The sequence below is a fragment of the Lactobacillus sp. YT155 genome, assembly GCF_030504545.1.
Taxonomy (GTDB): Bacteria; Bacillota; Bacilli; order Lactobacillales; family Lactobacillaceae; genus BQUT01.
This window is the reverse complement of sequence record NZ_JAUKWP010000005.1, coordinates 1-26976: the sequence shown is the minus strand read 5'-3', so window position 1 is coordinate 26976 and position 26976 is coordinate 1. Positions and strand designations below refer to the sequence as shown.

Sequence of the window (26976 nt, the reverse complement as noted above, 5' to 3'; positions counted from 1 at the left end):
ATATAATGGTTCATGGAGGAGTTTACTCAATGAAGATTTTAGGTATTTTAGCATCACATCAAAGAGAAGGTATCAACGCCAAATTGTTGGCGGAAGTAATGAAAAATGTTGATAGTGATTGTGAACAAGAAACAATTTTTTTAGAAGATTATGAGATTACGCCACGAAAATATCCTGAAGAAAATCCAGTTTTAGATGAACTAAGTAATAAACTAATGGAAGCTGATGTTTGGGTATTTGCGGCACCAACTTATTGGCGTGAATTATCTGGTGTGTTGAAGAACTTCTTTGATTGTATGCGACCAAAGTTTGTTTACTTCAAAGAAAATGGTGATACTATTCCCGGACCATTTAAGAACAAACATTATTTAAGTTTAACTAGCTGCTATGTTTCAACAACGGAGAATTTCTTAACCGGTGTGACTGATGAAAGTTTTAAGACAATTGATCGAGTAATGAGTGCTGCCGGTGTTATCAAGACTGGTGAAATTGTTTTACCAGGAACCTTTGGTATGAAAGAAATTCCCGAGAATAAGAAAAAAATCTGTGCAAAATACGCAAAGAAAATTTCAACTAAGAAGCGAAAGGATGATTCAACCTTGAAAAGATATATTCAATTATTTTTTATGATTGCAGTAATGGCATTAGCAACTATGGGGATTCAATTAGGAATTAGTCAGTTTATTTCGATGGATAATTTCTGGGTTAATTACCTCAGCTTTACGATAATTTTCTTTGTGTTATTGTCGTGTATCTTACATATTGTTACTTTTAAGAAACACCGTCGTAGATAGATTTAGAAAGCATATTCGAAAGAATATGCTTTTTTTATTTGACAATTTTATTGGCAGGTTATATAGTTAGTTACACAAGTAACTAACCTAGTAACTGGCCAGTTCTGTTATTTTACTTTGAAAGGAAATAAATTGTGTATTTTAAATTTGATGAAAGAACGCCTTTATATCTACAAATAGCTGATCAAATCGAGAGTGCTATTTTAAAAGGTATCTATAAAAAGGGACAACAAATTCCCTCTACGACAGAAATTTCAAAAGAATATCGAATCAATCCGGCAACGGTTCTTAAAGGAATGAATATTCTGGTTGAAAAGAATTTGATTGAAAAGAAGCGTGGATTAGGGATGTTCGTTACACAAAATTCACAGGATGAAATTCTTGAAGATCGCCAAGCAACTTTTTATCAAGATTATGTTTTGAAGACGGTTGAAGTCGCTAAGGAATTAAATTTGAGTTTAGAAGAACTTCAAGAACTTATTGAGAGAGGATATCAGAATGACTGAAATTATAATTAATAATATTCAAAAGAACTACAAGGATAAAAAAGTTCTTAAGCACATTTCAACAAAATTTGAACCCGGAAAAATCTATGGTTTGTTGGGTAGAAATGGTGCTGGTAAATCTACTTTGATGAACTTAATCAGTAATCGTGAGTTTCCCACTTCTGGAGAGATGACAATTAACGGGGAAACCGTTACTGAGAATGAAAAAAGCCAAGCTCATATTTATTTAAGTAGTGAAAAGAACTACTTTAGTAAAGATTTTAAGGTTAAGAAAATTTTCAAAAGTGCTGAATCGTTTTATGGGGAGTTCGATTGGGATTTAGCTACTAAAATGATTGATCGCTTTGGTTTAGATATTAATAGTAAAATCGGTGGTTTATCAACTGGTTATAACTCAATTACTAAATTGATTATTGCTCTTTGTTTACCGGTAGATTTTATTTTTCTAGATGAACCAATCTTGGGATTGGATGCTAACCATCGTGATTTGTTCTATGAGTTTTTGATGGAAACATATGCTACTCGTCCCCGTACTTTTGTAATTGCTACCCATATTATCGAAGAAATGGAAAAAATCTTTGAGCATATCATTCTGATCAAAAATGGTGAAATTATTGATGACGGTGATGTCGAAGACTTGTTAAATTCTAGTGTCATGCTAGAAGGTGATTCTGAAAAGATTGCTGCGATTGAAGATAATTTTAATGTCTTTTATAAACATAGCTTTACTGGTATCAGCAAACTATATGTAAAAAATAAAGTTGATGAAGCTCAATTACCTGAAGGAATTTCAGTCAACAAACTAAATCTCCAAGAGTATTTTGTGGGGAGGACGAACTAATGAAATTAGTAGCAAATGTCAAAGACAGATTAGTTAATTCTTTGAAACCATTGGTAATTTTTTATGGATTTTATCTATTCTTTGCACTACTAACACCTTTTATTGTTAGTATGCTGATAGCTCATGAAAATGTAGTTGGATCGCCAACGGGAGTGATTTTCCCTTCGTTTATTTATGCAGCAATTATTGGAATGCTGATGGTGACTTTACGATTCAATAACTCTATTCAATTTGGTTCAAGTAGAAAGACTATTTTTATTTCATATCAGATAAATTCAATAGTTGTTTCTTTAATTTTAGCCATTTTAAACATAGTTTTTACAGAAATAATGAATAATATTTCTTGGCTTAATATGACCTCTTCAGTAATAGATAACCTTTATAAAGTTAACAATGTATCATTTGAAATTTTAGTTTTCAGTTTTGTATTGTTTCTATTATCTATATCAATAGGATCTTTAAGTGGGCTGTTATTTAAACGGTTAAAAAAAATAACTTTAATGTTTCTCGGTGCAGCGCTTGTCTTTATCCCAATGGTGTTGGGATATATTTTTAGTGTATTGCCTCAATCGGCAAAACTAGCAGTGTTTGATTTTTTTGGAACTATTTTAGGCTTACAAGGCAAGAATATTTGGGCGCCCGTACTTACCTTATTAGTAATATGTCTGATATTTAACTTCATTTCTTGGTTAGTGATTCGTCGTCAGCCAGTGAAGTAAAAGATAGGAGTAGAGACAAATGAAATTAGTAGCGAATGTCAAAGATAGACTAACTAATTCATTGAAAGCATTGATGATTTTTTATGGGCTTTACGCAGTTCTTACAATAGCAATGCCATTTATTGCTAGTGTACTGATAGCTCATGAGTCTGCTGAGATGACAGTTATGGATGTGATTTTTCCGTCGTTTATCTATTCAGTAACGATCGGATTAATTATTGTTACGCAACGTTTCAATAATTCAATTCAGTTTGGATCAAGTAGAAAGACAATTTTCGTTTCATATCTAATAAATTCAACAGTTGTTTCAGCAGTGTTAGTGCTTATGAATTTAATTTTTTCGGCAATAATCAGTCATCTTTCTTGGATACAAGTCCATGCATCAACTATTCACACAATGTATAAAGTCAGTGATTTTTCTGCGGGAGTTCTGGCCTTTAATTTTGTAATATTCCTTTTAGCGACCTCAATTGGAACATTTAGTGGATTATTGTTTAAAAGATTGAAAAAGATTACTTTAATGATTATTGGAGCAGCATGTGTTTTCTTGCCAATGTTATTGGGATATATTTTTAACATCTTGCCTAAGTCATCCCAGCTAGCAGTATTCGATTTCTTGGGAACAATCTTAGGAGTTCCAGGTCCAAATATCTGGGCACCAATAACCACAATATTCGTATTAGCTATAATATTGTATCTCGGTTCTTGGTTGGTGATTCGTCGCCAACCGGTAAAATAAAAAAACCTCATTTGAGGTCTTTTTATTTGTTGTTAACGGGGAGTTCGATTTTAAAAGTTACGCCTTGAGGAACGTTGTCTGATACAGAAATTTTTCCTTTGTGTAAAGTGACAATCTCTTTAGCAATTGAAAGTCCTAATCCATTACCACCGGTATCACGAGAACGGTCTTTATTGATACGGTAGAAACGGTTGAAGATCATTTTTTTATCAGCGCTAGAAATTGATTCGCCATCGTTAGTTACTCGCAGAACATACTTGTTGTTTTCAATGGCATCTTCAACTTTGATAGTGGCTTTTTCATTGGTGTATTTCAAAGCGTTATCTAATAAAATGATTAACACTTGAGTCACTTTTTTGGGATCCGCAGTAATATTTTGAGCGACTGTCAAGTTGGACAACAATTGCTTATTTTGAGAAATGGCAACTTCATTAAAAGTATCAACGGTAGGTTGGAGAACTTCTTTAGGAGTGAATTTTTCAAGTGTTAATGAGTTAACATCGGTGTCCGTTTTTGCCAAGGTTAATAGGTCATTACTTAGCGAAGTCAAACGTTTAATTTCTCCAAGTGAAACAGAAATAGATTCGGCTTCATCAACGATTTTTTCGTTTGGTTTAGTTAACATTAGTTCAAGTTTACCTTGAATAATTGCCAAAGGAGTTCGCAACTCGTGAGCAGCATCGTTCACAAATTCAGCTTGTTGTCTCCATGATTTCAGAACTGGCTTCATATTTTGCACAGTTAAAATATAGGCCAAAATTAATGATAATAACCAGAAAATAACGAAGGTAATGATTAAGACGTTCTTAAAGTTAGTAATAGCGGCATTTTCGGCGTCAACGTTTTGCAAAATGTAGACATAATTACCAGAATATTTTGAATTTGGAATTGAATCATCGAATTTTATCAAGTAAGAACGAAAACTCATCTTCCTCACGGAGATGGTTTTTTTAATGCCGATATTTCTCTTTAGGGGTTTGATTTTTTTGAAAATAGAGTAACGATTTCCTAAACTATCTTTGTTTAAGAGTCTTCCGTTGCTATTGAAAATCAAGACGTTAGCTTTGAAAGGAACGTCAATTACTTTCGGTTCTCTAATAATTTTTTGTTGGGTATCGCCATAGTTGTTACTATCATTATTTTGTTGTTCTTGAGAAGGAATTATGGACTCACCATCTTGTCCCTGAATCGGAAATGTGGCTCCATTATCTTGTCCTTGTGAGGGAATTATGTTTTCGTTAGGCTCGCTAAAAAGACTATCACTAAATTGTGCTTGAGCCTTTACTTCGTTGGTTTGACGAGTCAGAGCATTATCAACACTGGATAAGGTGGTGTTTTCGAACAGGGTAAAAATAATCAAACCTAGAGTTAGAAAGAGCACTGCAAAACCAACGATAGTTTGTAGGAAAACTTTTAACTGTTGTTTTCTAATGTAATTGAATTTTTTCATTTTTCACCTTGGAAAATATAACCAACATTACGGATTGTTTTGACCAAATCACCATCGAGATATTTATGGAGTTCTTTTCTTAAGTTGCTCATATAAACCTCAATCACGGTAATCGAAGTTTCGGAATCGAATCCCCAAATTCGCTCAAAGATTTGTTCTTTGGTCAAAATAGTATTGCTATTCTGAATTAAATAGGCCAGCAAGTCAAATTCTTTTCCATTCAAACTAAGAATCTCACTACCGACAGTTGCCTGACGATTGGAGAGATTCAAGGTAATTTCACCACTAGTAATAGTTGAGTCGTTATTAAGTGCACCGCTTCTTTTTAGAAGGGCTTTAATCCGAGCCAATAATTCTTCACGGTGAAAAGGTTTCGTTAAATAATCATCAGCTCCAAGGTCAAATCCATGTACTTTGTCAGTTAATTGATCTTTAGCTGTGAGCATTAAAACAGAAACAGAATTTTGTTCTTGTCGTAATTTTTTTAGGACATCGAAGCCACTTTTTCCGGGTAACATGATGTCCAAGATAATTAGGTCGTAGATACTACTTTGTGCCTCCAAGAGTCCGAGAGTTCCATCGAATGCTTGCGTGCAGTCGGCAAATGAATCAACAAATGAAACGATATTATTTGAAATATCGACATTGTCTTCAATGATGAGAATTTTTACTTGTTTTGACATTTTTTATTTCCTTAAGGTTGATTTAAGGTGCACCAATTATGATGTACACATCCAATGAAAAGAGAGGTGCTAATTATGAAGGCGAAAACTAAGTATGGCTTGGCAGTTACTACTACGATCGCCGCTTTGATTTATTATTACAAGTTTAATCAAAGTCGGGTTCAACATTGATAGTATTTTAATAACAAACTTGTTGAATTGTCAAAAAAAGAATAAAAAGTATTGAATTTTAAAGGAGTTACTAATTATGAATTTTAAAAAAGCTACTCGGCGACATGTCGTCTACAAAAAAGGTCGAAGTATATTGTTAGTGGTTGTTGTTTCGACTACCTTGATAGTTACTACAGCCGGGTTGTTAATTGGTAATTTTAATAACTCTAGTGCCGGACCACAAACAATTTCTAAACAGAATAAACCGTCTGGTGCACAGGTAATGCCACAAGGTAACAACCACAAACCGGCAGTTAAGCATGACGAGCCAAAATTAAAAATCAGTCCACTGAGCTTAATGCAACTTGGAGCATTCGGACTTATCATCATCGCATTGGCAACATCGTTGTCTTCAATTAATATCTTGAAAATAGAACCACGGAAATTTTTAGTTGCTTAAAAAATAGACTTCGAAGCACTAAGATAGATATTAATTCAAATAAAAAAGAGTTCTCATTGAGAACTCTTTTTTATTTAGTTTGTGCCGATATTTCTTATTAGAATAGCAGCATTTTTAGCACCAGTCACTTCGAACTGTTCTTTTAATTCAGCAGCACGAGTAATAAAAGATGGTGATTGAATGTCTTTTACAGCTTTGTCAAAAGCCTTGGAATTTACCTGTGAAGGCTTTAATTGAATGGCATTTCCAAAATGTTCACAGTAACTCAGATTAACTCTTTGTTCACTCTGTAAACCAAAACCGATGAAGGGTTTCCCTGATTCGCAAGCTGTTTGGACGGTTCCTTCTCCACCATGGATGATAGAAAAATCAACTAGTGGAGATACTTTGTGAGCTGGCAACCAATCGGTGCATAGGACATTATCTTTGAATGTGCTTAATTCATGTTCAGTCAAGTAGCTAGCAACAGGAGCAATAATATAATATTGCTGGTTAACTAATTTCTTCAAAACACTACTGATAAATTTTTTGTTTCCAGAGCTGCCGCAAGCAAAATAAATTATTTTTTTGCCAGCTTTTCGTGCTTGGTCGATAAAACTACTAACTGAATCGGGAAGTTGTTCGCCCATTTTTGCAAATATGGGTCCGACGTGTGAGTAATTTTTTGGCAAAGTTTTGGAATCATAAAACAGTGAGGAAGTGGTGATGAAATTATAATCTGCCTCTAACAAATCTATTGTATATTTTGGTAATTGCAAGTTGTATGAATTGGCGGTTACCTTGAATGCTTTGGGAATCCATTTTATCTTTGTAGTTATAACATCAATTAAATTCTTTTTCTTTTCTGAATAATAAGCTCTTGATAGAGCATATGGTTTTGCATATACAAGAGGAATTTGAGCAATGCGAGCACTTAAAAAGATGGTTGGATTACTTCCTGTAACAACTATACTTGGTTGTAGTTTGTGGATTAAATTCAATTCGTTTTTGACTCTTTGTTGAACAACTTGAATTGTAAAAGGATTTTTAATTCCTTTCATTTGATCAAGTAACATAATTTGATTAATTTCTTCATCTGAGAACACCGGTTGTAAAAGCTCGAATGAAAAGCCATTCTCAGAAATTATTTTGGAGTACTTATTAGAAAAGCCAAAGAACTGACAATCAAAATCCTTGTCGAGTTCTTTGGCTATCTCAATCATTCTTGTTGTCTCAGCGAGATTAAATGTCTCTGGGGCAAAAATAATGGTTTTTTTCATTCACAATCCTTATCGGAAATTATCAAAATGTTAGTTTGTGTACATTTCATCAATGTGATCTAAGACCACTGTATAGTTAGGCTCGTTGGTTTGTTCTTCGAGTACTTCACTGTAAGTGATTACTCCATCAGTATTAACTACCCAGATTGAGCGAAGGTCAATACCTTTTTCAGGAACGATTAGGTTCATTGCTTCACCAAAATCAGAGTTAACATCTGATAACATCTTCATGTTCTTTACGTTCTCAGCAGCACACCATTCACTTTGTTGTTCAGAAGTGTTAGTTGAAACGGTTACGAAATTAATGCTTTCGTGGCCGTCAACTTCTTCGTTGAAGTGTTTGGTTTGAATACTACAAACTCGAGTGTTGATGTCAGGAACAACACTAATTAATAGTGGTTTGTCGCTGATTAAGTCTTGTAAAGATACTGACTTACCATCTTTATCCAATAAAGTGAAATCAGGCATCTTTGAACCAACTTCTGGTCTAGTTCCTGGTACAGTTACTTCTTCTCCGTGAAAATAAAAACTCATTTAATCCACACCCTTTCTTTCATCTGAACTCATCATACTTGAAAAGGTCTGATTCTACAAAACATATGCAATTTACTAATAAACTAAATCACGTTTCTGATATCTTACTAAACTGACAATAAGTAGGACTACGGAAATAGCTACAAAAATTAACATGTAGTTAGTTGACAAAGGATGGTCCCAACTGCGTTTTACTAATCCAAATAATGAAGCATCCATTGCCCATTTAGGCATTTTGAATAATTTTCCGAAGTAGTTTACAAAGAATCCATAGTAAAGAACTAGCCAGATCAAGTTAGTTAATTTTGGTGCATAAGTAACAAGAATTAACCCGACAGTCAAAATAACTAACATGATAGGTAAGAAGGCGAGAGTTGCTCTGGCGAAGTCTTCTAATGGAATAGGATTTTTCATCATATTTACTTGAGCAACATAAATTCCTAGCACACTAGCAACGAAGACAATAAAGGACTCAAACATACCAATTAATCCATAGGTAAAGAATACTTGTGAACGAGAAACTTTTTTACTGTGAATTAATTCTAGATAGCCTTTAGTTTCATCTGATTTGATTTTGAAAATATGAAGTAGCCCGGGAACGGTTGCCAAAATAGCAAAGATTCCGAGAATCATAAATGAAAAACTAAGAATCATTTTATCTTGTTGTTTAGCAATCATTTGCATTAACAATTGATTGCCGGATGCTAATTTAGTGATGTCTTTAAAAACAGAACCATAAGCAAGTCCAGCACTGAACAAAATTCCTGCCCAGACAATTAATGAAGTTAATTGATTTCTAAAAGCTAAGCTAGAGAATCCACGTAAGAACATTGAAGCTTTTTTACGACCAGGAAGTTTTGGTAATAATCCTGAACCGATGTCTCTTTTATATTGAAGAACTAAGGCAATAATTAAGAGAACAATGGTGATAATTGTAGCTACAATAACAGGTAAGTAGGAGTTTTTATCAGTAAGACTTAATTTTGATAACCATCCTAATGGAGATAACCATAATAGATCGGTATTATTCTTTTGTGAACCAACTATTACTACCATATAAGATAATAGTAGTGCGACATACGACATAATGTTGGCTCCACTTGAAGTATTAGCAAGCTGAGCAAAAAGAATAGTCAACGTACCAAATAAAAGACCAACCAAGCTAAAGCTAAGGGCGAATAATAGAGCAGTACTTGAACTTAATCCGTCAATGTCTAAAAGAGTTAGTCCGGCAAAATTGGTAATGAAAGTGACAACATATAGGAAGAAAAGTTCCAAAAAACTTGCCATTGGTAACGCCAAGCGACCGATACTCCTTGATAAGAGGAGTTCGGTTAAATCAGAATCTTCTTGACTACGAGTGTTTCGCACACCAATAATGATGGCAAAAATCACGCCCAATAATGCTACCCAGAGAATCATTAATGAAGCGTAAAGACTACCATTGGAATTTCCACCGTGATAAATACCAATCACAGCACGCATTGCCGGTTGTTTTAAGACCTGCACAATTGAAGAAATCGAACTAGCACTTTTATAAACGTTTGGTAAAACGGCGGCTACACCTACGACTAATGCAAATAAAGATGCGATAGCGCCGCTAAGAATTACCCAATCTTTCTTTAAGTAGGTTCTCGTTAAGAACCCAGTTTTTTTGAATAAATTAGTCATTACTTGTCACCACTAACCTTATAATATTGTAGGAAAATCTGTTCCAAAGTAGGTTTGGTACTCTTGAGACTAGCAAGTCCAATTGAACTTAAGTAGTTAATTGTATTGTTGAGGTTATCAGAATCCACTTGGAAACTAACTTTTTTGTCCTTGATAACTAGATTAGAAACTCCGGGCATATTCTTAAGTTCTTGAGGGTCACCAGATACTTGAGCTTCAACTAAAGTATCGGTTAAGTATTGCATTTCCTCTAGAGTACCAGTTTGAATAATCTGACCATTTCTGATGATTGCAATGCGGTCAGCCACTTCTTGAACTTCACTTAAGATATGACTAGATAAGAGAATACTCTTACCGTTATCTTTTAGTTTTTTTAGATGTTTCTTGAAAACTTCTTCGTTCAAAGGATCCAATCCTGAAGTAGGTTCGTCAAAAATATAGATTTCCGCCTCGGTTGAAAAAGCCGCAATCAAAGCTACTTTTTGACGGTTACCTTTCGAATAAGTTTTGTTCTTCTTACTAATATCTAAATCAAAATCTTTAATAAGCTCATCAGTCAGTTGAGAATGTTTTTGATTGTTCATTTTTAATAGTAGGTCAATCGTTTCGCCACCGGTTAAATTGGGCCAAAGATAAACATCACCAGGCACGTAAGCAAGTTTTTCGTGAATTTTGGAAGCATCTTTAAAAGCATCTTGTCCAAAAATCTCGATTTGTCCATTAGTTGGATGTAAAATTCCTAAGATGGATCGGATAGTTGTCGATTTACCAGCACCGTTAGGTCCGATATATCCGAGAACCTCACCAGAGTTTAACTCTAAATTAATATTATTAAGAGCGGTAAAGTTCTTGAATTTCTTTGTTAAATTAGTGATTTTTAGTTGTGTTGTCATTATTACTTCCTCCAAATTCAAGATGATAGTAATACTTGTTAAATGGAAAGTCAACCATAAAATGAACTTTATATATATAAATAGTTCATTTCATAAATACTTGAAAAATGGGAATTTTACGATAAAATGAACTTGACGTTAATTCATAGTTCAGGGAGTAAACGTATGGATAAAAAAGGTGTTATTTTAGCTTCAGCTCAGAAGCTGTTCTATCAAGATGGATATAAAAAAACAAAAATTGAAGATATTGCTGAAGATGCTGGAGTATCGAAAGTTACTATTTTTAAATACTTCAAGAATAAGGAAAATCTTGGGCATACAGTTATTATCAAGGCGATTAAAGACGGTTATACGGACTTTCAAGAAATAATCGATAACGATCAACTTGATTTCAAAGAAAAAGTTAAAGCCATGATTCATGCAAAGTATGCGGGCGCAGCGGTTATTCATCCAGACTTTGCAAATTTCATGTTAAAAAGTATGCGCGAAAATGATGGCAAAAATGAAGTGATGATTGCGTATAATGAAGGAAAAGAATATTTCTGGCATGACTTCTTTGAACAAGGACGTAAGTCTGGGGAGCTAAGACCAGAGATTTCAAATCGGACTATTTTGATCTATATTGATGTGTTGATGAAATATGTAACGAATATGGATGGTACGACATCCACAGATACGTTGGAATTTATCGACTTATTTTTCCATGGGATAATGAAGAATGATTGAACTTAAGAATTTTACCAAGCAAGATTTTGAAGATTTTTATCAATTACTTAAAGAACCCACTTCTCAAAATGCGGGAATTCCTAGTGACTATACTGAAGAACAAGCACAACATTTTTTTAATCAAATTGTTGATAGTCAATGGGAGCAAAAAATCTTACTCGACGGGAAATTTGTTGGAGTAGTTTTTTTAAATAGTCGTGGGCAGTCTGAGGACTTGATTCATACTAAGGAATTAGGAATAACAATCGACAGCCAATACCAGAACCAGGGAATTGGCACTAAAGTTGTGGAGTTAGGGATTAAGTATGGACAAAAGAATGGCTTAACTGAGATTTGGGCAAGCACTTTTAAAGAAAATATTGCTTCAAAAAAAATCCTTTTAAATAATGGCTTTGAGTATAAATATGAAGCTGACATGAGTATTCTGGGAATGAAAAATCAGGAATATTATATGAAAAGTTTAAAGCAATGATTGCGTAAAATAGTTACTTATACTAGAATATGGTTAACAAATAGAGGCGCATCAACTATCAGTAGGTAGGAATTGTCAACATAGTGACTAGAATTTCTATTGAAAGGAGAAGATGCCGAAATCAATATTTACTATGAGAAGTATTGGTTGGGATATTACTTAAGAGGTAATATACTGTCGCAAAAATGCGGAGTGCTATTAATAACTGAGTAGGTAAAGTCTAAACTCTTTGTTATTGGCGAACGCTGATGACGAGGAGTTTTTTTAGTTATTTTGGTCTATTTGTAATTTTTTATAAGTAGGTAGGAAGTATGGCAGAACATACAGAAGTAAAGAGATCTCTTAGAACTCGACATCTGTCGATGATAGCTCTAGGAGGAAGTATTGGAACAGGATTATTTGTCGCAAGTGGAGCAACCATTTCTAAAGCTGGTCCTGGTGGAGCAATGGTGGCTTATGTTGCTATCGGAATTATGGTCTATTTCTTAATGACTAGTTTAGGAGAAATGGCAACGTATATTCCGGTATCAGGTTCATTTTCAACCTATGCAAATCGTTTTGTTGACCCGGCGGTTGGGTTTGCTCTTGGTTGGAATTATTGGTTTAACTGGGCTATTACCTTAGCGGTTGATCTATCGACTACTGCAATTATTGTGCATTATTGGTTACCAACAATACCAGGTTGGTTAATCAGTTTATTCTTCTTAATTGTTATTTTCTTTATCAATATTGTTTCAGTAAAAACATTTGCTGAATCAGAATATTGGATGTCCTTGATTAAAGTTGCTACTGTTATTGCATTCATTATTGTTGGTGGAGCAATGATTTTCTTTGGAATTAATGGTAAACCAGCTGTTGGTTTAAGTAACTTTCATTACAAACAAGCACCGTTTGTTGGTGGTATTCCAGCAATGTTAAGTGTTTTCGTTGTTGCTGGTTTTTCATTCCAGGGTACTGAATTAATCGGAATTACTGCAGGAGAAACCAAACATCCTGAAAAAAGTATTCCAAAGGCAATCAAACAAGTTTTTTGGCGTATTTTGATTTTTTACGTAGTGGCAATTTTTGTAATTGGGGCTTTAATACCTTATACATCACCACAATTACTGGGTTCTAGCGTAAAAGATATCGCTATTAGTCCATTTACTTTAGTTTTTGATAAGCTAGGTCTAGTTGGAGCTGCGGATATCATCAATGGTGTTATTCTGATTGCGGTCTTGTCGGCTGCCAATTCAGGGATGTACGCCGCTACACGAATGCTCTGGTCGATGGGTGAAATGAATTTCGCTCCTAAAGTGTTCTCGAAAACCAGTCTTCGTGGTGTGCCGGTAATTTCATTAATCCTTACCGGAGTTTTTGGATTAGTAGTTCTACTATTAAGTATTGTTGGCAAGAACTTCTATGAATTATTGGTAGCTGCCAGTGGTTTAACTGGATTTATTGCCTGGCTAGGAATTGCTTGGTCACATTATCGTTTCAGAAGAGCATTTATTGTTCAGAAGAAAGATCTGGGAGTTCTAAAATACAAAGCACCACTCTTTCCTTTCGGACCATTATTAGCAATTTTTCTTGGGATTATCGTAATTTTGGGACAAGATATCAATTCTTTAGTTTCATTTAATTGGTTTAATTTACTAATAAGTTACATGAGTATTCCTTTATTCATAGGGTTTTATCTTTACTATAAAATTAAATATAAAACAAAAATGATTAAATTAGAGGATATTGAGTTGTAAATAAGTGTTTAAAAAAGTAAAATAAATTAACATAAAAATGAATTTGAAATTTGAGGAGTGACATGGAGAAATCAAAAGATTTATTTCTAACATCATCTGATGCCGAAAAACTGAATTTATTCATTAAAATCGTTCAGATTAAAGTTAGAGAAATGGCTGACACTGATCGCTTATCAACTTATGGAGCTTTAGACTACCAAATAGATGAAGTTAATTTACGCCAAATTGCCCTACTATTGAAGAAGAGCTACGGTAGTATTTACAACACTTATTTAGGAATTCTAGATGATATGTCAGAAATACTAGGGAAGAAAGACCCTAGCATGTTTGAGGTCTTTAACGTTGATCCCGATCAATACCATTTCTATCTTGTGAAGAATTCTCATCCTTACAGATTCATCATGAATTGTGTTATTAATCAAGAATGTACATCCTTTGAGAAGTTTTATGAAGGAGAAAATTCCAGTAAGGCAACGGTCTTACGTCACTTAAAACCATTACGAACTATCATGCGTAAGTTCAACTTACGATTGACCTATGAACCAATTCGCTTGATTGGTGACGAGAAGATGATTCGCTTGGGCTTAACTGGAATTATGTGGAATGCCACTCGTGGCTATGAATGGCCTTTTGCAGATATTTCTCATGATGAGTGTTTGGACTTCGTAAAATATGTTTTAAATGAATTTCAAGTTCCACTTCCAGACAAAACCTCTCTAGAATTTTATGCTACTTTTGTGGCAATTAATAATATCTGTTCGGGTCAAGGACGCCATATTAGTAATCAAGATCTTTCTAATAAATTACTAAGATATCCTCATCCTAATGTGGTTAAGAGTTATCGCGAAGCTAAGAAGCTACCAGCAACTTTAACTCCTGAACAAGAACATATTGAGTCGGCACATTATTATTTATACATCACTTGCATGCCAACCTTTATGCCACAAGATGATGCCGCAATTGAGAAATTGACTTCGTTGTATCAACAATCAAATCCGGAAACATATCGCTTTATTAATGAAGTAATAAGCAAGTTTCCATTGGACTTGAAAAAAGCGATGAATTTTGATGATAAGGCAATGAAGCAATTCCGAAATAATTTTGTTTCATCTGCAATTGCCAGCATCTCCTTCAAAGAGAATTTCATGGGACTGGCTGATTTTTACTTAAATTATCAACTATCCATGCAACGTTTAGAATACCCAGAAATTAAGAAAATGGCTCTGGATACGGTCCAACAAGTTGCTAAAGAGGAGCCATTCCAATTCTTTAGTAATGACACTGTGAATATTGCCGAGGCAATGTATGACTTAATCAGTCAACGAGTGGTTTTGAACCGCAAAGAGAATCGAATTCAAGTCTTTATTGATATGGAACGTTTCTTCATGATTCATAGTGACTTGATGCAGATGCTTGAGTCAATTCCTTATGTAGACGTTACTGATGATGTTCAAAAAGCTGATTTGGTTATTAGTGAAAGTGAGCAGTTATTGCCTGAAGGTATCGATAGTAATGCCTTTATCTTCCGGTGGATTTATGGCGGACTAGAAGGACAATATGGCGAATTGTACAGTTTGATTCACGAAATGTGGACTAATCAAAAAACTTTGAACAATAGATAAGTTGAATTATTTATTTCGATACATTATTATATTTACAACAAGCAATTGAGAATGCCTATGTGATTTATTTCAGAGAGTTAGTGGTTGGTGTGAACTAATAAGAATCCTATTCCAGCATTCGAGCTTATGGTTAGAAGCCATCGACGGAGATCGTTATCATCCAATGAAGTGCAAGTGTATTTTTATATGCTTGAATTCGGGTGGTACCGCGAACAAGTCGATTCGTCCCTTTAGTTAGGGAGAGTCGGCTTTTTTTATTTGAAGGAGGTAGAAAAAATGTTAGATATTAAAAAAATTAGAAAAGATCCACAATGGGCAAAGGATAAGTTAGCAGCTCGCGGTGTTAAAGCTGAAGAAATTGATGAGGTTGTAGATTTCGATGCTAAGCGTCGTGAAATTCTTGTAAAAACCGAAGAATTAAAGGCTGAACGTAATAACGTTTCACAAGAGATTGCTCAAGCAAAACGTAATAAAGAAGACGCTATCGAGCAGATTAATGCTATGCAAGAAGTATCGGCAAAGATTAAAGATTTAGACAGTCAATTAAATGATATTGATGAGAAAATGAATTATATTTTAGTGCGCTTGCCAAACTTCCCATCTGATACTGTGCCTGTTGGACCTGACGAAAGTTACAATGAAGAAGTGAAACAATGGGGTGAGATTAGAGACTTTGATTTCACACCAAAAGCTCATTTTGAACTTGGAGAAGATTTAGAAATTCTTGATTTTGAACGTGCTGCAAAAGTTTCCGGAAGTCGCTTCGTCTACTACATGGGTCTAGGAGCAAAATTAGAACGTGCTATCTATAACTTTATGCTCGATGAACATGCTAAAGAAGAGTATCAAGAAATGATTACGCCTTATTTAGTTAACAATGAATCAATGTTTGGAACCTCGCAGTTTCCTAAGTTTACTGAAGATGTATACACGGTCATGAATGAAGAAGATCCATTGACATTAATTCCCACTGCAGAAGTGCCCTTAACCAACTTTTACCGAGGCGAAATTCTTGATGAAGAGAAGTTGCCTCAAAAATTCACAGCTTTGAGTCCAAGTTTTCGTTCTGAAGCGGGAAGTGCCGGACGTGACACTCGTGGTTTAATTAGAATGCACCAATTCAACAAGGTCGAAATGGTGAAATTTACTAAGCCAGAAACTTCATATGACGAATTGGAGCAAATGACTTTGGATGCAGAAAGCATTCTTGAGAAATTAAATCTTCCATATCACCGGATTGTTTTAGCAAGTGGAGATGCTAGTTTCTCCGCTGCTAAGACATATGATCTCGAAGTTTGGATGCCAGCACAAAAAACTTATCGTGAGATTTCAAGCTGCTCAAACTGTGAAGATTTCCAAGCACGTCGTGCCCAAATTCGTTATCGTGATGAGAACGGAAAAGTTAACTTGTTGCATACCCTTAATGGATCTGGATTAGCAGTAGGTAGAACTGTCGCAGCAATTCTAGAAAATTATCAAAATGAAGATGGCACAGTTACGATTCCAGAAGTGCTTGTTCCGTATATGAATGGGGTTAAGAAGATAACAAAATAGTATAAAAATGACTTGACTAGATTTTTTAAAAAAGCTATCATTTATTAGTCGTCAAGTTATTATTCCGGTTTAGCTCAGTTGGTAGAGCACCTGACTGTTAATCAGGTTGTCGTCAGTTCGAGCCTGACAACCGGAGTCGATCAGCCAGCTATTGCTGGCTTTTTTATTACAATAACCGATAGGTGAAAATATGAAGAAAAAAATGGGCAGAAAAAAGAAAATAATCAGTTGGCTGACAGCAATTGTTGTGGTAATTGCAGCAGCACTTACTGCAGCCAGTCTTTATTTCTATCAAGTGGCGTTTGTTCCAGGTGAAAAATCATTTTTGGATAGTGAGAAAGTAACTAAGAAAGAAACGGCCGCCAAAAAATGGCTCAAAGAAAATAAACAAACGTGGAAACAAACCTCAGCTGGTGGTAATTTAAAGTTGGTGGCTGCTTATGTGCCAGCTGAAAAACCAACGAAAAAAACCGTTGTCGTTGCTCATGGTTTCATGGGTAAAAAAGAAGATATGGCTCAACAAATCAAGATGTTTCATGATATGGGTTATAACGTGCTGGCTCCTGATGATCGAGCTCATGGTCAAAGTGAAGGAGAAGTTATTGGTTACGGTTGGACCGATAAAGATGATTACGCAAAATGGGTAAACAAAGTAATCGCTAAAGATGGTACTGATTCCCAGATTGTTCTCTACGGAATTAGTATGGGTGGGGCCACGGTTATGATGATGAGTGGAATTAATCTACCATCTCAGGTTAAAGCAATTGTCGAAGATTGTGGCTATTCATCTTTGAAAGATGAATTATTCTACGAAGCTGGTAATTTATACAATATTCCACCAGTTCCACTAGTTAAGATTCTCAGTTGGGTAACGATAGTAAAGGGTGGCTATGATCCATATGTAGCTAGTAGCGTTGATCAACTAAAGAATAATCATTTGCCTGTTTTCTTCATTCACGGAGGAAAAGATGATTTTGTACCAACTAACATGGTTTACAAAAACTACAAGGCAACTAAGGGTCCCAAAGAACTCTGGGTAATTAAGGGCGTTGGACATGCAAAATCATTTGAAAAAAATCCTCAATTATATCAAAATAAAGTAACGAAGTTTTTAGACAAGTACATCAAATAAGATGTACTTACTTATGCCAGTTTAGCTCAGTTGGTAGAGCATCGGTATCGTAAACCGGCGGTCACAGGTTCGAATCCTGCAACTGGCATTTTTAGGGGTTTTAGGATGTTTTTTGAATGAGCAGAGTTAAAACAATTTTTAAAACTGAATATAAACATCGAAAACTGTTGTCATTCATTTTAGTTTTTTATTTAACTATGGGAATTTCACGATATTCTCAAGTTCTTTATTTTCAACAAAATAATGGATTAGTGAATTATTCAATGGCTTATTCAGCAATGGCTGTTGCTGGTGCCTTATCATTTCTGATTAGTAATAATTTGAACAATTGGAATTTAAGAAAAATTGCGATAGTGTTTTTGCCGATTTATGCATTGGGGATGTTCTTGAGAATCTTCCCCAGTAGTCCATTCATTGCAGTAGTATCTGGATTAATCTCTGGAATGGGAGCAAGCATTACCTTAATAGTAATTAGAACTTGGATTTATTACGAGTCGGATGCGGATGAGGCTAGTAAAAAAATCTTAGTATCGTCACGATATGTAATACTACAAGTAGCAGCACTGTTGGCAATTATTGTTGCTGGCGCCATTATTTCATTTTTCAATTCGTCAAATTTAGTCTACATTTCTTTAATTGTCTTATCTTCAATTTGTATGGGAAGCTTGATTCTTTTTAACGATATCCCAACAAGCAAAATGCACGAAAAAAAAGATAAACCAATAACCATCTTTCCATCTAATAAGACTTCGGGAATTATTTTGTTTCTGGTGGTGTTTTTCTTAGGAGTAACGGATGCATTGATTGAACCAATCATTCCAGCTATTCTCCGTAGCTCGGGACTAAAGGTTGCTTCAGTGACATTTTGGACTACTGTCTTTAGTGTTTTGACGGTAGTAGCGGCAATTTTCTACCAAAGAATTAAAGTGAATGTGGCTCCATTATTATTCTTTATAATCAATCAACTGATCATCGGAATATCGATGATTTTGTTAGTCTTAAATGGTCAGCAAAATATTTATTTCATCATATTGGCCTATGCGATTATGTCATTTGGAACTGCGGGATTCTTTATATTTAAAGAATTAATGGAATATGAAATCTTTCCTAGGCAGGAACGCATAATTTATCTTGGTATTGCGCAATCGGGATTTTTAACCGGTAATGCGCTAGGTGTGCCAATTGGAACCTTGGTATTTCAAAATTTTGGGGCGGCAAATCTAACCGTTATTTTTGGAATATTAATCATTGCCTGTGGGATTTGTTATGGAAGTTACTATATGTATATGAAAAAGAAAGTCGTAGAAGGATAATTCTATGACTTTTTTGCACAATGAAAATTTAATGATAAGATTAAACATAGTAAACAGGGTATAGAGGATGGATAAATGTATATTTTTATTTTTGGATTTGTAATATTGCCAATTTTGGCTGCAATCTTTACAAAAAATGATACTACTTTTAAAATTTTGGCGAAAACTTTTCTCGTGGGAATAGCTTCTTTGTTAATAAGTTTATTTTTGGCGCGAATATATACACATAATCCTATAGTTTTTAACGATGTAATATTTACACCAACTTTTTCAATCAAATTTTGCTTTATTTTATTAATTGTTTACGTATTAGTTTATTTTTCACTCAATTTATTAGAGCGTTGGACTAGTTTTTCAATGGTAGAAAAAAACTTTAAAAAAAATCGGTTGCCTTATGGAAGTATAGGTGCGGCTTTCTTAATTACTATAGGCTATTTCTTGTTAAAAGCTAGTTACTGGACGAATTATAATTTCAATCTGTTAACTCCTGAGCAAATCATATACAATTTGACTCAGCCGATGGAAGGGACTGCAGGAGGATTTGTCGATTCATTTATTATTGGACCATTATTACAATCACTGCTATTACTGATTTTTTTGAGTATTATTTTTATTTATTTAAGAAAATTCAACTTTTCATTTAAAATCTTAAATCGATTTTTTAATTATCGCTTTTTAGGGAAATGGATTGTTGTTCCAAGTTTAATTATTAGTCTAGTTTTGACTTCTATTGCTGCAGTGGAGATAAAGGCGAAAGATTTTTACGATTATTTCACAACTGATTCAACTTTCATAAAAAAGAACTATGTTGAACCAACTGCAAATAACATTAAATTCCCTAAGCACAAACGAAACTTAATTTATATTTATGCTGAGTCCTTAGAATCGACATCCATATCAAAAGAGTTGGGAGGACAACAAAGTCAAAATTTACTTCCTGAATTAACAGAATTATCAAGACAAGGAATTCATTTTTCAAATAGTGAAAAGGAATTTGGTGGAGCACAACAGCTTTCAGGAACTGGATGGACGATTGCGGGAATGGTTGCCCAGACTTCAGGGCTGCCTTTAAAAATTCCTGTTGATGGGAATAGTTATGCTAATAACAAAGGAGATAAATTTCTTCCAGGTGTAATCTCATTAAACGACATCTTAGAAAAAGAAGGTTACAATCAAGTCGCTTTGTTTGGTTCTGATGCAACATTTGGTGGTCGCAGAAGTTACTTCAAAGAACATGGGAATGTAAAAATTGATGATTATCTCGCGGCAAAAAAAGAAGGCAGAATATCTAAGGATTATAAAGTTTGGTGGGGATATGAAGATTCAAAACTATTTGAATATGCCAAGCAAGATGTAACGAAACTAAGTCAACAAAATAAACCTTTCAATTTAACTATGCTAACTGCGAATACGCATCATATTGGTGGATATACTGAAAAAGGCTCTCCCCAGCCATACGGAAATAAATACTCCAATGTAATTGCTTTTTCAGATCATCAAATAGTTGAATTTGTGAAGTGGGCGCAACAACAAGATTTTTACAAAAATACTACTATCATTATAAATGGTGATCATCTAAGTATGGATACTCAATACTATAAAGGGGTGAAAGACAGACATACATTCAATTTGATTCTTAATGCTCCACAAGAAGCTGATAAATCTAAAATTAAAACTACTAACAGACAGTTTGGAACAATTGATATGTTTCCAACCACGCTGGCAGCATTAGGTGTAGAAGTTAAAGGGAACAGGCTTGGATTAGGAACAAATCTTCTCTCGAATAAAGAGACATTAGTTGAGAAATATGGATTTGTTAATGTCAGTACAGAATTATCAGCAGTTTCGAAGTATTACAATAATAAATTTATTAATGGACAATAAAGGGAACTGAAATAGATACTACTAGTTTATAATTTGAATTGATAGTAATTACGAAGGATATATGAATAAAAATGATTATTTAAAAAATAAACTTTAAAGTTTGCTGATCATATTGGTACTGTCGTTTTGCTTAAATCTATCTTTTTTATAACAGTGTATGTAGTCAATGGTAGTTTTCACGAAGATCGGAGTTTTCAATTTGGAAGAATTAGAGGCGTAGTGACTACGTAAAAAAAATAACTCATTACCCTTAGGAGCTAATTTTTTAGATTTTTCTTCTCCAGTCTTAATATAAATAAAAAAGAACGATAGACTAAACTATTGTTCTTTTTTTATTTGTTAATCATAAATGTCTTAGTATAGTAACTGGATCTTTCTGATAACTCTTTATTAACTTTTTCAAATCCATATTTTTCAATTAAAGTTTTCTTATCCGAAAGTAGATTGGTGCCAAGGCCTAGGCGTTCTCCTTTAATGGTGACACCCAGAGCAGATAGGGTGGTTGGAAACATGTCCAGAGTGCTGAATTGTCTGTTGTTAGTTTTTATGACCTGGTCTTTAGGTTGCGCGCCGTTTATTATTAAATTAAAAGTTCTTCTTTTATTGTCTGGAACACTTTTGTAGTAATTAGAATCCATACATAAATGATCACCTTGAATGATAATGGTTGTATTGTCATAGAATGGTTGCTGTTGAACCCATTTTACAAAATCCACAATTTGATGATCTGAGTACGCAATGACATTTGAGTACTTGTCGTTATATGGTTGTGGGGCGGATGATTCTAAATAACCTCCTACAAAATGAGTGTTCTCAGTTAGTAAGGTTAAATTAAAGGGTTTAGTTCCTTGACTTAGTTTTGTTGCATCTTCCTTAGCGAAGTTGAATAATTTTGAATCTTCGTATCCCCAGAAAACATGATAATCTTTTGGAAGACGATTTTCTCTTTTTACAACGTTTAAGTCATCAATTGTATTCACTCCATGCTGCCCAAAATAGTTACCTCTTCCTGCAAAAGCAGCGCTTGATCTGAATACTAAAGTTTGTTCATATCCTTGACCGGCAAGGATATCATTTATAGAGGTTACACCTGCCAAAAATTTATCTTTCGTTCCGGTAGAGTAATTTTGATGTGATCTTTGATTGGTTCCGTTACTACTTGGAACTTTAAGAGGAAGTCCTGATGTTTGTGCAACCATTCCAGCGACAGTCCATCCAGTACCAGGTAATTGTTGAGCACCTCCAAACTCTTTATTGGTATCAGAAAAATGGACATTTTCAGGTTGCTCAGCCAAGCTGGTTAACTCAGGTAACAAGTTTGTGCTCCACTGTCCACCAAGTTCTTTTGAAATGGTAGTCGATTCCAAAGACTCAACGTAAATATAGATTAAATTTCTTTTTTTAGTTGGAAAAATAACATTTTTTGAAGTGGGCTTAGTGTAGTTATTTTGAATGAATGAGGAATCAGAAGTTAGGTAATGATAAAAGCTCGCAGCATCAGCCTTAACGGCAGCAACTGAGGTAAAGGTAATTGATAATACTAGGCCGACTAATGAAAAAATGGTGGTAAATTTCAGTGAGAAATTTTTTTTAAGTGAAAATGAGATTTTGAAATTTCTTATATATAAGACAAAAGGGATTGATATAACAAAGAAAATAAGTGTTTTTGTTAGGGGACCGTTTACAAATGAATTTAAAAAGCTTCCATCTGCTCCTTCCATGGGTTGAGTTAGATTATAAATTATTTGCTCTGGAGTCAAGAGACTAAATGTTTGCTGTTCCCAATTTGCTGAAAAAAGTAGGAATAGACCGAGGCTTAAGACAAAAAGTACAATTAAGTATCTAATCCACTTTTTATTCTTATACTTAGTTATTTTTATATTTAAAAGCTTTCGATTAAGGAACGAGAAAAGAATGAACAAAATGACAAAGAATGCAATTATTAATAATAGAAATTTTATTGAGGTTGATTTATCGAGAAAAATTGCAGTGACAGTGATAGGTCTTTTTAAATAGAACTCTGTTGTTTTGAGCGCAAAAAAAGAGGCACAAATTAAATTCAAATAAATAGTTGCCAAAAAGCCAAATATTTGATCTTTTTGCAAAATCATTGCCAAAAATAATGATATAAATAATCCTAAAGTTATAACAATGGTCATTTTTCTTTCACCTTGATTGAGTAATATACTTAAATGATACACTTTTGCTTGACTTTTACAAAGCCCTGTAACAAATATTTCTCTTGATTTTTTTAATAATAAACCTGAGAATAATTAAAAAGTCTTTTAAAAATATAGAAAATGTTGGAGGAGGTAACTATGAAATTATTTTTAGATGATATCAGATCAGTACCCGATGGTTGGACATTGGTTAGCAATGTCCAAGAACTTGAAGAAGTTTTTTTAAAAAATAAAAATGCAGTTACTCATATTTCTCTGGATAACAGTCTGGGTTGGAAATACCCACAAGGTAAAACGTTCGTTGATGATTTCATAAATAATCAATGGTACGTGGACAACATCTGGCTACATTCGTCAGATTTTATGGCGGTAGAATATATGGATGAACAATTAAAAATTGCCAAAGAGAGTAATGTTATTTCTTCAGATATTAAAGTCAAAATAGTTTCTTATCCTGAAGATTTTGAATAAGAATAATATGTGGATTGAGTCTTAATATAAAGGGGAAGATTTTTTAAGTAAAAGGATAAATGATGGAACTTAAAAAATCTTTTAATAAGAACTACGAAATTATATTTGAATTATTAGCACTTGTAATTATTAGTATTTTAGCAACGCTTCCTTTTTTCTTTGATCGGCAAGTGCATGTTGGACAAGATGATTGGGCGTTTCACTTTGCTAGAATCAGAAGTGTACTCCATAGTATGGAGCAGGGACAAATAGCGTTTCCAGTCAATTTTCTAGATTTTCAAACACAAGGAATCGGAATTAACTCAATGTATCCATTTTTTTCACTATATATATTTATTTGGCCATTTTTACTACCAGTCACGTTAGTGAAAAAAGTATTCTTATGTATGTTTTTAATAAATTTTGTAACAAGTTTCACTGCGTGGTTATTATCTCGAGAGTTTACTCATAAAGCGTCAATTTCTATTTTTATTTCAGCTTTATATGTATTTAACAACTGGCATTTAATACTTGAATATCAACGACTGGCAGTTGGGGAACTACTGGGCTATACATTTATTCCCTTAGTAGTTATTGGATTGTTAAGAATATGGAAAAAGAAAAGGTCAGGTATTATTTTCTTGGCTTTGGGTTTTTCTTTGATTGTAAATTCCCATATTTTATCGGTTGCTTTAATTCTAGTACCGTTAATTTTAGTGGAGCTATTTAGGATAATAACTAGAAAGATAAATCTTAACGAAATAGTGAATATATTAGTGTCAGCTTCACTTACAGCATTATTATCACTGGTGACCATTTATAATTTCTTAAACCTAACTACGTCTAATGAACTTCTTTTTCCAACTAATGGAAGATTTATTAAAACAACAGTTTCTACAGCATCTTACATCAGTGATTTTTTGAATATTTTTTCTCCCAAGGGGTTTGCTGGGTATAGTGCTACAAGTTGGAATATAGGAAGTATATTACTTTTATTAGGTGTCGTTTCAATTATTTACTTGTTTTTCAGTTTTGAATCTAGGCGGGGAAATATTTATTTTCTTTCTTCAGGTATTATTGGAGTTATATTAACAATTATGACTACTGATTGGTTTAAAAATGGGTGGGAAATAATTGATAAAATTACATTTCTTTCAAAAATAGAAACTATTCAATTTCCGGGACGAATTTTAACAATATCAGTTATTTTTATTGTTATTAGTATCATTGGCATGATGACGAATATAAATTTTGAACAGTCAAAAATTGTAATAACAGTAGTGTCAATTCTAGTATTGTTTCCAGGGAGTTATTCGATTTATAAAACTGAAGAACAGAGATCTAACATACTTTCACAATCTGCAATGACTGATGGATTAGTAAAGCCTTCTTTCAATAATGACTATTATTCCAAAACGAAATTAAGTAAGAACCAAGGGCTTGCTCCTTACCTAGTGACTAATAATATTATTCCCGGACCAATCATTTTTAATAGATTAACGTCTACGGTGAATAGTACAGAACAGAGAATTTCGGTTAGAAATAATAAAATTCCTCAATATGTTGTAACTCCGGTTGTCGATTATAAAGGAATTAAATACGATTCATATATAAACGGGAAAAAAGTTGCGAATAAAAGAAATGATGATTACGGAACAGTGGCAGTGAGGTCTAGTTTGATATCTAGAAGCAGAACTTCTCAACTTACTATTAGAGTGCACCAATTAAAGTATGAATATTTAGCGATGACTGTAACTGTATGTACGTACATGGCCTCAATGATAGCTCTAATTGTTTTAAAAAAGATGAATAATGACTAAAAAACACCAATTTTATTATTGGTGTTTTTTTATTTAAGAATAAATTTTATAAGGATTTACTAAAAATAACTGACTTTATATGGATGTTTATGTATAATCAAGTTATTAGTGGAATTATTATCTTTTGCTTTTAAAAAATCTATCTTAGAATAATAATTAACTTATAGTTTTTAAAAATAAGTAATAATTCCTTTAATTAATTTGGTTTTTTATAGGAGGAGTATTAATGAAACTCAGGAGAAGAATTACTCAATTTATTATGACATTGGGAGTTTTTGTTCTTGGTTTGGGGAGTGTTTCAGGGGTAAGTAGAGCGGTTGCTCAAACAGAAACACCTGATTATCCAATCGCAAAAACAGCTACTGATAATGGGGATGGCACTTATGGTATTAACTTTAAGTTGCCAGAAGATGGTACAGTTCAAAAAGAAAAATTGCTATCGTCTTTGCTGTAGATACTACAACTATTAAGAACTATGCGAATGTTAAAGCACAACTTGAAGCATTCACTACTGAACTTAATAGTAATCCTAATATCGAAGCTAAGATTGGTATTGTCACAATCCAAAGAGACGCTACTGATAAGTTAAATGGTCTCGTACCATTGAATGATGACAGTCTTGCAACCATCAATAAGGGATTCGCTGCTTCATATACTGCAGGATCAAACCTTCATGGTGGATTGCTAAAATCACAAAAATTATTAGATAGTGATACAGAAGTTGAAGCTGACCATAAGTATTTGATTGTAGCTTCTGATATGGCTGGTTGGTTAGTTGATAATGGTAGTGGTACTGGTTCATCAATCGCCTTACGTGATGGAAGCCTAATTGGTAATGTTGTAAGTAGTGGTAACCAAGATTTCTATAGTAGATATTACAGGAATCCGTTAGCTGATAAGACAGTTGCTGATATTGACAACCTTATTAACAATATGACAATGTTTAACGGGCAAACACCAACTGGTGACTACGTTAAATACATGCAACAATATGGTACATCAATTGGTGAATATCCATACAACTGGTTGAAATATGGATCACTATTCCATCCAACGTGGAGTGAAGAAGAAAAGGCAACTAAGCCAAAAAATACACAAGTCAGCAAACCACAGTTTCCAACATACTATGAAAAGAGTATGTATTTAAGCGGACGTGTCTTCAAAGATATGAAGACTGCTGGTTATAACATTAGTGAGTTAACAACACCTTATCAAGCAGATGATGCTCAATACGCTAACTTACATAATACTAACCAACGTTTCCAAGAGTGGCTTGAACAAAATATTGGTAAACGTTTCGATTCGACAAGAAATGAATCAATGGCTGAAATTCTTGCCGACTTGAAAGCTAAGATTTATTACCAAGTTGGTAAAGGTCAAATCACTGA

25 protein-coding genes, 2 tRNA genes and 1 riboswitch are annotated in these 26976 nt (G+C 33.9%); of the genes, 20 read left to right on the top strand and 7 right to left on the bottom strand.

Annotated elements, in window-relative coordinates; genetic code table 11:
- The first annotated feature begins 29 nt into the window (after positions 1–29).
- The 5 genes from Q2T76_RS06440 to Q2T76_RS06420 all read left to right on the top strand — a co-directional run bounded on the left by Q2T76_RS06440 (position 30) and on the right by Q2T76_RS06420 (position 3599).
- Positions 30–794 (top strand): NAD(P)H-dependent oxidoreductase, encoded by a 765-nt coding sequence (locus Q2T76_RS06440; protein ID WP_302084712.1) that lies wholly within the window; start codon positions 30–32, stop codon positions 792–794.
- A 134-nt stretch (positions 795–928) separates the two neighbouring features.
- A complete protein-coding gene (locus Q2T76_RS06435; RefSeq protein ID WP_302084711.1) occupies positions 929–1300 on the top strand; it encodes a GntR family transcriptional regulator in 372 nt (123 codons plus the stop codon).
- Positions 1293–2141: an ABC transporter ATP-binding protein gene (locus tag Q2T76_RS06430; protein WP_302084710.1), complete on the top strand. Its 849-nt coding sequence runs from the start codon at positions 1293–1295 to the stop codon at positions 2139–2141. Before Q2T76_RS06435 ends, Q2T76_RS06430 begins: the two co-directional genes overlap by 8 nt.
- The gene (locus tag Q2T76_RS06425; RefSeq protein ID WP_302084709.1) at positions 2141–2860 is read left to right on the top strand and encodes a hypothetical protein; all 720 of its coding nucleotides are present in this window, start codon (positions 2141–2143) and stop codon (positions 2858–2860) included. Before Q2T76_RS06430 ends, Q2T76_RS06425 begins: the two co-directional genes overlap by 1 nt.
- Before the next feature lie 19 nt (positions 2861–2879).
- A complete protein-coding gene (locus Q2T76_RS06420; protein ID WP_302084708.1) occupies positions 2880–3599 on the top strand; it encodes a hypothetical protein in 720 nt (239 codons plus the stop codon).
- A gap of 22 nt (positions 3600–3621) precedes the next feature.
- On the opposite strand, the gene Q2T76_RS06415 is transcribed toward Q2T76_RS06420, so the two are convergent.
- Together Q2T76_RS06415 and Q2T76_RS06410 are read right to left on the bottom strand one after the other, a co-directional pair.
- The gene (locus Q2T76_RS06415; RefSeq protein WP_302084707.1) at positions 3622–5049 is read right to left on the bottom strand and encodes a cell wall metabolism sensor histidine kinase WalK; all 1428 of its coding nucleotides are present in this window, start codon (positions 5047–5049) and stop codon (positions 3622–3624) included.
- Positions 5046–5732 (bottom strand): response regulator transcription factor, encoded by a 687-nt coding sequence (locus tag Q2T76_RS06410; protein WP_302084706.1) that lies wholly within the window; start codon positions 5730–5732, stop codon positions 5046–5048. Before Q2T76_RS06410 ends, Q2T76_RS06415 begins: the two co-directional genes overlap by 4 nt.
- A gap of 247 nt (positions 5733–5979) precedes the next feature.
- Here Q2T76_RS06410 and Q2T76_RS06405 point away from each other — a divergent pair, with 247 nt between their 5' ends.
- Entirely contained in the window at positions 5980–6342 is a 363-nt protein-coding gene (locus tag Q2T76_RS06405) for a hypothetical protein (RefSeq protein WP_302084705.1), read from the top strand.
- A 74-nt stretch (positions 6343–6416) separates the two neighbouring features.
- Here Q2T76_RS06405 and Q2T76_RS06400 read toward each other — a convergent pair whose 3' ends face one another.
- The 4 genes from Q2T76_RS06400 to Q2T76_RS06385 form a co-directional block, all read right to left on the bottom strand.
- Positions 6417–7601 (bottom strand): glycosyltransferase, encoded by a 1185-nt coding sequence (locus Q2T76_RS06400; RefSeq protein ID WP_302084704.1) that lies wholly within the window; start codon positions 7599–7601, stop codon positions 6417–6419.
- Between the two features lie 30 nt (positions 7602–7631).
- Positions 7632–8135 carry a peroxiredoxin gene (locus tag Q2T76_RS06395; RefSeq protein WP_302084703.1) on the bottom strand — a complete coding sequence of 168 codons (504 nt, stop codon included), beginning with the start codon at positions 8133–8135 and terminating at the stop codon, positions 7632–7634.
- Positions 8136–8210: 75 nt separating this feature from the next.
- Entirely contained in the window at positions 8211–9806 is a 1596-nt protein-coding gene (locus tag Q2T76_RS06390) for an ABC transporter permease (RefSeq protein ID WP_302084702.1), read from the bottom strand.
- Positions 9806–10699 carry an ABC transporter ATP-binding protein gene (locus Q2T76_RS06385; protein ID WP_302084701.1) on the bottom strand — a complete coding sequence of 298 codons (894 nt, stop codon included), beginning with the start codon at positions 10697–10699 and terminating at the stop codon, positions 9806–9808. The genes Q2T76_RS06390 and Q2T76_RS06385 overlap by 1 nt, the downstream gene beginning before the upstream one ends.
- A 165-nt stretch (positions 10700–10864) precedes the next feature.
- Between Q2T76_RS06385 and Q2T76_RS06380 the strand changes: the two genes are divergently transcribed.
- The 10 genes from Q2T76_RS06380 to Q2T76_RS06335 all read left to right on the top strand — a co-directional run bounded on the left by Q2T76_RS06380 (position 10865) and on the right by Q2T76_RS06335 (position 21138).
- Positions 10865–11425, top strand: coding sequence for a TetR/AcrR family transcriptional regulator (locus Q2T76_RS06380; RefSeq protein WP_302084700.1), 561 nt, complete (start codon positions 10865–10867; stop codon positions 11423–11425).
- A complete protein-coding gene (locus Q2T76_RS06375) occupies positions 11418–11897 on the top strand; it encodes a GNAT family N-acetyltransferase (RefSeq protein ID WP_302084699.1) in 480 nt (159 codons plus the stop codon). Before Q2T76_RS06380 ends, Q2T76_RS06375 begins: the two co-directional genes overlap by 8 nt.
- A gap of 33 nt (positions 11898–11930) precedes the next feature.
- Positions 11931–12103, top strand: a riboswitch (Lysine riboswitch).
- A 105-nt stretch (positions 12104–12208) separates the two neighbouring features.
- Positions 12209–13633: an amino acid permease gene (locus Q2T76_RS06370; RefSeq protein WP_302084698.1), complete on the top strand. Its 1425-nt coding sequence runs from the start codon at positions 12209–12211 to the stop codon at positions 13631–13633.
- A 62-nt stretch (positions 13634–13695) separates the two neighbouring features.
- The gene (locus Q2T76_RS06365) at positions 13696–15255 is read left to right on the top strand and encodes a helix-turn-helix domain-containing protein (RefSeq protein WP_302084697.1); all 1560 of its coding nucleotides are present in this window, start codon (positions 13696–13698) and stop codon (positions 15253–15255) included.
- 276 nt (positions 15256–15531) lie between these two features.
- Positions 15532–16809 carry a serine--tRNA ligase gene (gene serS / locus Q2T76_RS06360; RefSeq protein WP_302084696.1) on the top strand — a complete coding sequence of 426 codons (1278 nt, stop codon included), beginning with the start codon at positions 15532–15534 and terminating at the stop codon, positions 16807–16809.
- 63 nt (positions 16810–16872) lie between these two features.
- Positions 16873–16945, top strand: a tRNA-Asn gene (locus tag Q2T76_RS06355).
- A 54-nt stretch (positions 16946–16999) separates the two neighbouring features.
- Positions 17000–17941: an alpha/beta hydrolase gene (locus Q2T76_RS06350; protein ID WP_302084695.1), complete on the top strand. Its 942-nt coding sequence runs from the start codon at positions 17000–17002 to the stop codon at positions 17939–17941.
- A gap of 15 nt (positions 17942–17956) precedes the next feature.
- Positions 17957–18029: transfer RNA gene (locus Q2T76_RS06345), tRNA-Thr, on the top strand.
- Positions 18030–18057: 28 nt separating this feature from the next.
- Entirely contained in the window at positions 18058–19254 is a 1197-nt protein-coding gene (locus Q2T76_RS06340; RefSeq protein WP_302084694.1) for an MFS transporter, read from the top strand.
- A 75-nt stretch (positions 19255–19329) separates the two neighbouring features.
- Complete coding sequence (locus Q2T76_RS06335; protein WP_302084693.1) at positions 19330–21138, top strand: LTA synthase family protein; 1809 nt, start codon at positions 19330–19332, stop codon at positions 21136–21138.
- Between the two features lie 332 nt (positions 21139–21470).
- Here the strand turns inward: Q2T76_RS06335 and Q2T76_RS06330 are convergent, their stop codons facing one another.
- Complete coding sequence (locus tag Q2T76_RS06330) at positions 21471–23297, bottom strand: sulfatase-like hydrolase/transferase (protein WP_302084692.1); 1827 nt, start codon at positions 23295–23297, stop codon at positions 21471–21473.
- 159 nt (positions 23298–23456) lie between these two features.
- Here Q2T76_RS06330 and Q2T76_RS06325 point away from each other — a divergent pair, with 159 nt between their 5' ends.
- The 4 genes from Q2T76_RS06325 to Q2T76_RS06310 all read left to right on the top strand — a co-directional run.
- Positions 23457–23789 carry a cyclic-phosphate processing receiver domain-containing protein gene (locus tag Q2T76_RS06325; protein WP_302084691.1) on the top strand — a complete coding sequence of 111 codons (333 nt, stop codon included), beginning with the start codon at positions 23457–23459 and terminating at the stop codon, positions 23787–23789.
- 59 nt (positions 23790–23848) lie between these two features.
- Positions 23849–25588 (top strand): hypothetical protein, encoded by a 1740-nt coding sequence (locus Q2T76_RS06320; RefSeq protein ID WP_302084690.1) that lies wholly within the window; start codon positions 23849–23851, stop codon positions 25586–25588.
- A gap of 226 nt (positions 25589–25814) precedes the next feature.
- Positions 25815–26042, top strand: coding sequence for a hypothetical protein (locus Q2T76_RS06315; RefSeq protein ID WP_302084689.1), 228 nt, complete (start codon positions 25815–25817; stop codon positions 26040–26042).
- Between the two features lie 149 nt (positions 26043–26191).
- A partial coding sequence (locus tag Q2T76_RS06310) for a hypothetical protein (protein WP_302084688.1) occupies positions 26192–26976 on the top strand: 785 nt, incomplete at its 3' end.

Bases quoted from the DNA above. Each gene is read 5' to 3' on its own strand.
- Q2T76_RS06320 (WP_302084690.1), top strand. From the start codon at position 23,849: ATGATGGAACTTAAAAAATCTTTTAATAAGAACTACGAAATTATATTT.
- Q2T76_RS06385 (WP_302084701.1), bottom strand. From the start codon at position 10,699: ATGACAACACAACTAAAAATCACTAATTTAACAAAGAAATTCAAGAAC.
- Q2T76_RS06390 (WP_302084702.1), bottom strand. From the start codon at position 9,806: ATGACTAATTTATTCAAAAAAACTGGGTTCTTAACGAGAACCTACTTA.
- Q2T76_RS06410 (WP_302084706.1), bottom strand. From the start codon at position 5,732: ATGTCAAAACAAGTAAAAATTCTCATCATTGAAGACAATGTCGATATT.
- serS (WP_302084696.1), top strand. From the start codon at position 15,532: ATGTTAGATATTAAAAAAATTAGAAAAGATCCACAATGGGCAAAGGAT.
- Q2T76_RS06375 (WP_302084699.1), top strand. From the start codon at position 11,418: ATGATTGAACTTAAGAATTTTACCAAGCAAGATTTTGAAGATTTTTAT.
- Q2T76_RS06440 (WP_302084712.1), top strand. From the start codon at position 30: ATGAAGATTTTAGGTATTTTAGCATCACATCAAAGAGAAGGTATCAAC.
- Q2T76_RS06400 (WP_302084704.1), bottom strand. From the start codon at position 7,601: ATGAAAAAAACCATTATTTTTGCCCCAGAGACATTTAATCTCGCTGAG.
- Q2T76_RS06335 (WP_302084693.1), top strand. From the start codon at position 19,330: ATGTATATTTTTATTTTTGGATTTGTAATATTGCCAATTTTGGCTGCA.
- Q2T76_RS06405 (WP_302084705.1), top strand. From the start codon at position 5,980: ATGAATTTTAAAAAAGCTACTCGGCGACATGTCGTCTACAAAAAAGGT.
- Q2T76_RS06370 (WP_302084698.1), top strand. From the start codon at position 12,209: ATGGCAGAACATACAGAAGTAAAGAGATCTCTTAGAACTCGACATCTG.
- Q2T76_RS06340 (WP_302084694.1), top strand. From the start codon at position 18,058: ATGAGCAGAGTTAAAACAATTTTTAAAACTGAATATAAACATCGAAAA.
- Q2T76_RS06430 (WP_302084710.1), top strand. From the start codon at position 1,293: ATGACTGAAATTATAATTAATAATATTCAAAAGAACTACAAGGATAAA.
- Q2T76_RS06380 (WP_302084700.1), top strand. From the start codon at position 10,865: ATGGATAAAAAAGGTGTTATTTTAGCTTCAGCTCAGAAGCTGTTCTAT.
- Q2T76_RS06415 (WP_302084707.1), bottom strand. From the start codon at position 5,049: ATGAAAAAATTCAATTACATTAGAAAACAACAGTTAAAAGTTTTCCTA.
- Q2T76_RS06395 (WP_302084703.1), bottom strand. From the start codon at position 8,135: ATGAGTTTTTATTTTCACGGAGAAGAAGTAACTGTACCAGGAACTAGA.
- Q2T76_RS06365 (WP_302084697.1), top strand. From the start codon at position 13,696: ATGGAGAAATCAAAAGATTTATTTCTAACATCATCTGATGCCGAAAAA.
- Q2T76_RS06425 (WP_302084709.1), top strand. From the start codon at position 2,141: ATGAAATTAGTAGCAAATGTCAAAGACAGATTAGTTAATTCTTTGAAA.
- Q2T76_RS06330 (WP_302084692.1), bottom strand. From the start codon at position 23,297: ATGACCATTGTTATAACTTTAGGATTATTTATATCATTATTTTTGGCA.
- Q2T76_RS06420 (WP_302084708.1), top strand. From the start codon at position 2,880: ATGAAATTAGTAGCGAATGTCAAAGATAGACTAACTAATTCATTGAAA.
- Q2T76_RS06350 (WP_302084695.1), top strand. From the start codon at position 17,000: ATGAAGAAAAAAATGGGCAGAAAAAAGAAAATAATCAGTTGGCTGACA.
- Q2T76_RS06315 (WP_302084689.1), top strand. From the start codon at position 25,815: ATGAAACTCAGGAGAAGAATTACTCAATTTATTATGACATTGGGAGTT.
- Q2T76_RS06325 (WP_302084691.1), top strand. From the start codon at position 23,457: ATGAAATTATTTTTAGATGATATCAGATCAGTACCCGATGGTTGGACA.